At 67.7% G+C, this 8,106-nt stretch carries 6 protein-coding genes and 2 pseudogenes; 5 read left to right on the top strand and 3 right to left on the bottom strand.

Going from position 1 to position 8,106, the window contains the following annotated elements:
- Window positions 1-126 precede the first annotated feature (126 nt).
- Entirely contained in the window at window positions 127-1,110 is a 984-nt protein-coding gene (locus AB0D14_RS44355) for an NADPH:quinone reductase (protein WP_362791066.1), read from the bottom strand.
- A 20-nt stretch (window positions 1,111-1,130) separates the two neighbouring features.
- Window positions 1,131-1,709 carry a PadR family transcriptional regulator gene (locus AB0D14_RS44360; protein WP_362791069.1) on the bottom strand — a complete coding sequence of 193 codons (579 nt, stop codon included), beginning with the start codon at window positions 1,707-1,709 and terminating at the stop codon, window positions 1,131-1,133.
- A gap of 126 nt (window positions 1,710-1,835) precedes the next feature.
- Between AB0D14_RS44360 and AB0D14_RS44365 the strand changes: the two genes are divergently transcribed.
- On the top strand, window positions 1,836-2,228 hold the full coding sequence (locus tag AB0D14_RS44365; RefSeq protein WP_306927177.1) for an ester cyclase: 393 nt from the start codon (window positions 1,836-1,838) through the stop codon (window positions 2,226-2,228).
- A gap of 438 nt (window positions 2,229-2,666) precedes the next feature.
- Here AB0D14_RS44365 and AB0D14_RS44370 read toward each other — a convergent pair whose 3' ends face one another.
- Window positions 2,667-3,263: an HDIG domain-containing metalloprotein gene (locus tag AB0D14_RS44370; protein ID WP_362791072.1), complete on the bottom strand. Its 597-nt coding sequence runs from the start codon at window positions 3,261-3,263 to the stop codon at window positions 2,667-2,669.
- Between the two features lie 238 nt (window positions 3,264-3,501).
- Between AB0D14_RS44370 and AB0D14_RS44375 the strand changes: the two genes are divergently transcribed.
- The 4 genes and pseudogenes from AB0D14_RS44375 (at window position 3,502) to AB0D14_RS44390 (ending at window position 7,604) form a co-directional block, all read left to right on the top strand.
- Window positions 3,502-4,401, top strand: coding sequence for an aminoglycoside phosphotransferase family protein (locus AB0D14_RS44375; protein WP_362791075.1), 900 nt, complete (start codon window positions 3,502-3,504; stop codon window positions 4,399-4,401).
- 122 nt (window positions 4,402-4,523) lie between these two features.
- Window positions 4,524-4,668: pseudogene (locus AB0D14_RS44380) on the top strand (IS1380 family transposase); the annotation flags it as partial.
- A 499-nt stretch (window positions 4,669-5,167) separates the two neighbouring features.
- Window positions 5,168-6,430 (top strand): SMI1/KNR4 family protein, encoded by a 1,263-nt coding sequence (locus AB0D14_RS44385; protein WP_362791078.1) that lies wholly within the window; start codon window positions 5,168-5,170, stop codon window positions 6,428-6,430.
- Window positions 6,431-6,568: 138 nt separating this feature from the next.
- Window positions 6,569-7,604: pseudogene (locus AB0D14_RS44390) on the top strand (IS1380 family transposase).
- Window positions 7,605-8,106: the final 502 nt, after the last annotated feature.

The following is an 8,106-nucleotide window of genomic DNA, read 5'->3' on the forward strand; positions in this document are numbered from 1 at the left end:
TGAGCGCCGTCCTATCAGGCAGAGGGAAAGGAAAGCTGCCAGACACCAACCTCCCGACCCGACACACCGGAACTAAGCAGCGACACGCTACTAGGCAGTTGAGCAGAGCAGTGTTCCGAGTCAGCGCTATTGGGGGATGGTGAGCAGGATGCGACCGTGGCCACCGCCGGCGTCGACGCGGTCGTGGGCCTTGGCGATGTCGTCCAGCGGGTGGCGGTCGCCGACGGCGACGGTGAGGGCGCCGACGGCCGCGGCGGAGGTGAGGTCGCGGGCGGCCTGGCGCTTGGCCTCAGCGGGGAAGTCGTCGCTGCCGAGCAGCCGCAGGGTGACGTTGTTGAACAGCAGAGGCCAGAAGGGGATCTCGGTGCGGTCCGCGCGGGTGGCGTAGGCGGCGATGACGGCGTTGTTGGCGGCGACGGCGTTGTCGAGATCGGCGTTGTCGGACAGCGCGACCTCGATGATCCGGTCGACGCCCCGCGGCGCGTACGAGCGGATGGCAGCGGCGGGCTCGCCGGTGTCCAGGGCGACGGCGTGGGAGACCACGGTCGGGTCGACGCGGTCGAGGTCCGCGGTTCGGCGGACGGTGGCGAGCACGGTGGCGCCGGCCCAGTGGGCGAGCTGGGCGGCCAGGGAGCCGACGCCGCCGAGAACTCCGTGGACCAGGACCAGTTGGCCGTCGACCGGGCCGTCGGCGAAGACGGTGCGGTGGGCTGTGATGCCGGGGATGCCGAGGCTCGCGCCCAGATCATCACTGAGGTGGTCGGGCAGGGGTGCGGCCTGGTGGTCGGGTACGACGGTGTACTGGGCGGCGGTGCCGAAGGGGCGGTAGGACTGGGCGCCGTATACCCAGACCCGCTGTCCGACGCGGCGGGCGTCGACTTGGGCGCCCACGGCGTCGATGACTCCGGCGGCGTCGCTGTGCGGGATCACCCGTGGACAGGGCATGGACGAGCCGAGCCAGCCGCGCCGTTTCTTGGTGTCGCCGGGGTTGACACCCGAGACGATGACGCGGACGCGGACCTCGCCGGGGCCGGGGACGGGATCAGGCAGTTCACCGACGTGCAGGACATCGGCGGCGGGGCCCTGGTCGTCGTACCAGGAAGCAAGCATGGGGGTACCTCCGTGGACAGTCAGCTCGCGGGAGCGGCGGGCGCATGCGGATCGCTGTCGGTGCATCCGGTGTCGAATACGGGTGGTTCCTCCCCGAGGGTCTCGCGCAGCCAGGTCCGTTCGGCGCGACTGGTGGCGCGGGCAGTGAGCAGCATGCCCCGCCGGTAGGGGTCGGCGATCTCCTCGGCACGCAGGGGCCGCTCGTTGTCGTAGAAGAAACTCGCCGGTTCTTCCAGGAACTCCAGCCGTCTGCGCAGCACCGCGTGCTGTTCGGCCACGTCGGGCAGGTGGGAGAGGAAGGCCAGGACGACGTAGAACCGGGTGAAGTCGGTGATCTCGTGGTCGGCGGGCTTGCGCAGGCGCTGAAGCATGTCGGCCCGTCCGACCGCGGTCAGGCTGAGCACGTACCGGGCCGCCCCCGCGGCCGGGTCGGCGCGCCGCTCGATCAAGCCCGCCCTGGTCAGGCGATTGATCGCCGGATACAGGCTGCCGTCACTGACCGGCCGCGTATAGCCGGTCAGCTGTGAGACGCGGCGGCGCAGCTCGTGTCCTGGCAGGGGGCCCTCGGCGAGGAAGCCGAGTATCGCGAGTTCCAGCATGAGTCCATCTTCGCACGCGAACATCGAATCGATGTGAACATCGATTCGATGTTACGCTCGCAGGTACCCGCCCAAACGTCCCTGGAGAGGCACAGCAAGATGCCATCGCAGTCCACCGAGTCAGTGATGAACCGTTTCGTCGAGTTCATCAACACGGGCAACGAGGATCTCGCCCGCGAGGTCATTTCTCCGGACGCGGTGTTCCACGCGCCAAGCCACCCGGAACCACTGCGGGGGCCCGATGGGTACTTGGAAGTCATCGGGATGATGCGCAGCGCCTTCCCCGACGTCCAGTGGACGCTGGAGGAGACGGTCACCGAAGGCGACACCGTGGCCGCGCGGTTCACCATGCGGGGAACCCACGACGGTGAATTCTTCGGGATCCCGGCGAGCGGCAACAAGATCTCGGTGCAGGCCATGAACTTCTACTACCTGGCCGACGGCCGGATCGTCGGCGAACGGGGCCAGCCCGATCTCCTCGGGGTGATGCAGCAGATCGGTGCCGTACCGGCGCCGTGAACCTCGCAGCGCCGGGTGAGCCATCTGCCGCGCGGGACTGCCGCTGCCGGGAGGGGGCCGTACGGCGCGGTGGCAGAGGGCGAAGGCCCGCACCGGAGCGCGGGCGGCCGGCGCGGGTTCACCGCAAGAGGCCGGTCTTCTTCTTGCCCCGGCGTCTTCGCGCAGACAGCGCCCGTTCGGCGAGAGCTCTACACCTTGTCACCGCTGACGTGACCGAGCCGGGTACGGAACTGCTCGCTCTACGGCGATCGTCCCGGAAGTGTGATGCCACCGCGAACGCTTCACGCCGGAGGTCGTGATGCAGCAGACTCGTTCCTCCACGGCCTTCGTACTGGTCAAGTGCCTCTTTGGTCGGAGCACAGGGTCAGATGGAGGCCGTGTTCACGTCCCCGGGATCCCCGTACGAGCGATCACGTTCGGGGCATCGTTCGACTCACCTCATGCTTGGCGGTGACCGAACTCATCTCTGATGGCCGTGAGTTCAGGTTCGCCGAACTGGACCTGCAGTCGGTGGAATGTGCTGACTTTGTCGCTTCCAAATCTCTGCAGGTACGCGGCGTAGAGGCCGGCAGTGAGAAATTTCGGCGGGCTGGTCTTGCTGTGAAATTTGTCCGCGTACATCACCAGTTGCTCTTCCGCGGTCACGGCCAAGTAGTCGGCCACAGGTAGATCCAGCCGCTGTTCACGGATGTCGTGCCTGGTGAGACCGACTCCTGTGTGGCAGGAGCAGAAGCGGCGGAGGCGCTCTGGGAAGCCTTCCTGGCGGAGGATCTCGTGGCCGAGGACTCCGTGGCGGATGTAGCTGCTGTGATCGAGACGTCCGGCATGGTCGTAGAGCCGGTAGACACCGATGTCGTGGAGCAGTGCGCCTGCACGCACAAGGGCAGTATCAAGCTGGAGGACAGTGCGAGCCATGAGTTGCTCTGCGATGCGGCAGATGATCTCGCAGTGCGTGTACACAAGGTCGAGAGCCTCACGCGTCGGTGCGTACTTCTCGTGCAGTGCACGCGCCTCTTGAACCGTCGGCAGGGTCACCGCGGCAGCGTAACAACCTTTCGCACAGCAACCTTTCGCACAGCCCAATGAGCCGTTCACCCCACAAGTGAGGGCAACCTGAGCAGCTCACGCTGAAGGTTGAAAGACAAAGGGAAGAAGCTGTGCCATATTTCATGATCTGTAGCTCTCTGTGCATAGCAAGTGGTGCGGGAGGAATCGCAACTAGATCTTCCGGGAAACGAGAGCCTCTCCACCCGCCTCGGTACTGTGACTTCGCATGACCGACACCGAGATCGAGATCGATGCAGACCTGGTCCGTGACCTGCTGCGGGAGCAGCATCCAGACCTTGCGGGGATGGCCATCCGTGAGGTGGCGGGCGGCTGGGGCAACCAAATGTGGCGTCTCGGGGACGAGTTGGCCGTGCGCATGCAACGCATGGACCCCACCCCGGAGCTCCAGCTCAAGGAGCGGCGGTGGCTACCCGTACTGGCCCCGCGTCTGCCGCTCCCGGTGCCGACCCCGGTGCGGTTCGGCGAACCGTCCGAGCGCTTCCCGAAGCACTGGACCGTGATGACGTGGGTTGATGGCGAGCCGCTGGACCACGGCTCGATCAGCCGCGGCGACCACGCGGCCGACACGCTGGCGGGCTTCCTGCAGGCGCTCCATGTGGAGGCGCCCGCCGAGGCGCCGATCGCTACCGACCGCGGCGCCCATCCCAGGAACTCCACGGACGGCTTCGAGAAATTCTTCCAGGCCGTTGCCCCCGACGACGACATCGCTGCCGACGTCCGGGCCGTCTGGGACGACGCCGTTGCGGCCCGCGCATGGGAGGGACCGCCGGTGTGGGTGCACGGCGACCTCCATCCCGCGAACGTCGTCGTCTCGGACGGAACGCTCTCGGGCATCGTCGACTTCGGTGACATGTTCGCCGGCGATCCGGCGTGGGATCTCGCCGCCGCATGGGTACTGCTGCCCGCGGGCACGGCCTCACGGTTCTTCGACATGTACGCGCATGCAGACGAGGCGGCGATCCGGCGCGCCCGCGGGCTGGCCGCCATGAAGAGCCTCTTCCTGATGCTCATGGGTCAGAACGGAGATCAAGGCCTTCCCGGCGGCAAGCCGCACTGGGGGCCTGCAGGCCGGGCGGCACTTGATCGTGTTCTGAAGGGCGTCTAGCCTCGCGCTTTCATGAACTAGCCCGTCGGAAACCTGATCAAAAAGGAGATGGGTACCTATGACCTGGGACGATGGGACTTGTGCAGGGTCCTGCTCGTCATCAGGAAAGCTGCACTCCTCAGGTGAAGAAGCGTATCGGGTCGTATCCGTGTGTCCGTATTGAGGGCGACGGTCGTGGAGTGGTCAGGCCAGGCCGGTGGCGTGTTGTTGGTCGAGGCGGTCCGCAAGTTTGGGCTGGATCAGGCGATATCGGCGGCCCTGATGCCGTAGCGGAAGCAGCGGACGGTGCATGGTCCGGGCGAGATCCTGCCGGAAGATCGTCGTCCGGCCCCGCCCAGGTCGTGGCGCGACGGAGACGCAGGGCTGCTTCGACTTGCTTCACGGGCCGGTCACCACACGCTGGAAGACGGACTTGGAGGGCTTCCGGCTCGCGGTCTCCTCCCGCCAACACCACCGCGGAGGTGTGGATCCCCGCCGGCGAGGCGGCGGCCCGCGCGGACATCGCGTACGGAACCGCTATGTTCCTGCGGAGAGAGGACAGCTGCGTGGTCTTCGCCACTGGATAGGGGACGTACCACCTCATCGGCTGACCGACGGCGACCTGAGCCGTCCGATGCTGGTGGGTCGATGGCCCGGCCGCGGTGTCAGTGGGTGTCTCTAGCATGGACGATGCCAGGGTGTTGGGCCGAGCGTGCTGAACAGGCCCAAGGCCCCGGCGTGTTCAGCGACCATACAGGCATCGGGACATCAGAACGTCAGGAGTGCTGTGCGATCAATCTTCGGGGATTCCGCCGCCGACCCGGAAACCGGGACGGTCGCGGAGCGGCTCAGGACCGTCGAACAGTGGCGCTCCTACCTGGCTGAGTACGGTGCCGACGTTCTGCGGGTGTCGGCCGAGGGCGAGTTGTTCAACGTCAGCGACGAGCAGCGGGCCACCGGGTGGCTGGGCTACGAGGGCGCGGACGAGCAGCGGATCGCGGCTCTGGAGGACCGGCTCGGCACCCGGCTCCCGCCCAGCTATCGCTCGTTCCTGGGCGCCTCCGACGGCTGGTCGCGCCTCGGCCCGTTTATGTATGAGATGTGTACGACCGGCGCCCTCGACTGGCTCGACGACGATGACGCCGACATGTACATGGACACCTATGACGATGAGCCGGACGACGCGAGCAAGCGCGTCAGGGCCCCCGTCCTGCTCATCGCGGACGAGGGCGACGCCCAGTTGTGGCTGCTGGACTCCGGGGACGTGTCGCAGGACGGGGAGTGGGCCGCGTACACCTGGTCGAGTTGGCAACCGGGTCTGAGCGACCGGTACGGGTCCTTCGCCGAGTTGGTCGCGGCGGAGCGCAGCTCGTTCGAGAGGCTCAAGGGCTACGAAGGCAGCGCCGTACATCCGGATGGTGCCGAGCAGCTGGTGGCCGAGGGCCGCGCGCAGGCCCTGCGGGGCGAGGCCGAGAGGGCGGTGGCCACCTTCGAGCAGGCCGCCGTCAAGGGGTCGGGGGCCGGTGCCTACCTGGCTGTCATACTGGGTGCCTTCCTCGATCTGGCCTACGCGCATCACCGGGTCCGCAACGGCATCCTCGGGCGCCCGCATGTCATGGAGGCGGTCGGCCTCGAACAGGTACGTGCGGAGGCCGTGCCGCTGTATCTGCGTCGCACGGTGGAGGAGTACGGACCTGGGAGGGACTTCTCGTCGGTGCTCGTGCTAGAGATCCGTATGTCCGAGGGCAAGCCCGTCACGGACTGGATCCCCCACGCCGCCGCGTCCGCCCCGCCGACGCTTCCCGAATCCCCCGTCTTTCAGAAGGCCCTGGACGCGGCCCGGACGATCGCCCTGTCCGGCGCCACCGACGACGCCTGGACCGTCATCGAGACCGCTCTGCCCCACTGGCACTCCGAGTCGCCGCACCGTATAGCCCCGGTCGTGCTCCTTACCGACCCGGCCTTCCGTGAGGTGATCACCGCACCCCGGGCCCGTCTCATCGTCACCACGCCGCGGGGCGAAGCACGCGAGCGGCAGCAGCCCGGGTGACGGCGGGAGAGCTTCAGCCTCGCGCTTCGCGAGTGTGGGTGTCCGATGCTTGATCAAATCAGCCGGAAGCGCCTCTGACCTAGGACGATGGGACTTGTCAAGGGTCCTGTTCGTCGTCAGGAAAGCTGCACTCCTCCGGTGAAGAAACGTATCGGGTCGTACCCGCGTGTCCGCGTCGAGGGCGGCGGCCGAATGGTGGTCTCGCAGGCCGGTGGCGTGCTGCTGGTCGAGACCGTCCGCAAGGCCGGTTTGGACACCGCTATATCCGCGGCGCTGACGCCGTGGCGGAAGCCGCGGGCCGTCCACGATCCGGGGAAGACGTTGCTGGACGTCGCCCTGACGGTGGCGCTGGGCGGGGACTGCCTCGCCGATGTCGGCATGCTGCGGGCCGAGCCGGCCGTGTTCGGGCCGGCCGCCTCCGACCCGACGGTCTCCCGCCTGATCAACACCCTTGCCTCTTCCGGCGACCGAGCTCTGCGGGCCATCCGTTCCGCGCGGGCCGAAGTCCGCAGACACGTCTGGCAGTTGGCCGACCGGGAAGCGCCCGATGTCGACGGGACGGTGACCGTCGATCTCGACGGGGTGCTGGTGATCGCGCACTCGGACAAGGAGGACGCGGCCCCGACCTGGAAGCGAACCTACGGCCACCACCCGCTGATGGGGTTCGTCGACCACGGACCGGGCGGCACCGGAGAGCCGGTGGCGGCCCTGCTCAGGCCGGGGAACGCGGGCTCGAACACCGCCACCGACCACATCACCGCCACCCAACTGGCCCTGGCCCAACTGCCGAAGGAGTACCGGCGCGGACGTCAGACCCTGATCCGCACGGACTCTGCGGGCGGCACCCACGACTTCGTCGCCTGGCCCGCCCAGCGGGGACGGTGGTTGTCCTACTCGGTCGGCATGGTGATCACCGACGCGATCCACCAGCATGTGCTGAAGGTTCCGGCGTCGGCCTGGACGCCGGCCGCCGAGGCGGACGGCGAGATCCGTGACGGCGCCTGGGTCGCGGCTCTGGGAACCCCGCCGCCTGCGGCTCCGGCTGTTCAGCGCGGCCGGACAGCTCGTCACCACCGGCCGCCAGCGGTTCCTCCGCCTGGCCCGGCACTGGCCCTGGGCCAGCTGCATCACCGCCGCCCTCGACCGACTCACCGCCCTGCCAGACCCTGACTGACCAGCGGATTCCCCGTCCCTACGAGAGAACCCTCCAGCCGGAGCAGTGGAACCCGGCGTCCACCCGAGACGACACTCGGGCCCTCAACCTGCCCCACCCTCAGCTAACGGCACGAAAACGGGTCACCGACTCCGTCGGCGACCCGTCATGAAAGCGCGAGGCTAGTGCACGCCTGGTTCACCGCCAGGACGGGGAAGACCTCCGGAGCAGGCGCCGGTGACCGATCAGCCGCCGTATGCGGTCCGACCCTCCCTGGTGTTCGCGTGGGCCAACGACCTGGTGTCCCACCCCGCCGAAGAGGCCGACGGCGAGATGAACAACATGGGTCACCTTCTCGACGTCAGGCGTCGGATCATCATGACGGTCAAAGCCATACCACCCCCGACTGCAAGAATCCCGGCTCCAAGCAGTGAGTCTTTGTCAGTAACGGATCATGGCGTTGTGTGATCGTTCAGATGGTGCGGTCGTACTCGAGCTGGAGCAGGACGAGGGCTGCGGCGGC

The organism is Streptomyces sp. NPDC048484 (genome assembly GCF_040651415.1).
Lineage (GTDB): Bacteria > Actinomycetota > Actinomycetes > Streptomycetales > Streptomycetaceae > Streptomyces.

Excerpts from the sequence above, each read along its gene's own strand:
- AB0D14_RS44355 (WP_362791066.1), bottom strand. The coding sequence starts at position 1,110 with ATGCTTGCTTCCTGGTACGACGACCAGGGCCCCGCCGCCGATGTCCTG.
- AB0D14_RS44360 (WP_362791069.1), bottom strand. The coding sequence starts at position 1,709 with ATGCTGGAACTCGCGATACTCGGCTTCCTCGCCGAGGGCCCCCTGCCA.
- AB0D14_RS44365 (WP_306927177.1), top strand. The coding sequence starts at position 1,836 with ATGAACCGTTTCGTCGAGTTCATCAACACGGGCAACGAGGATCTCGCC.
- AB0D14_RS44375 (WP_362791075.1), top strand. The coding sequence starts at position 3,502 with ATGACCGACACCGAGATCGAGATCGATGCAGACCTGGTCCGTGACCTG.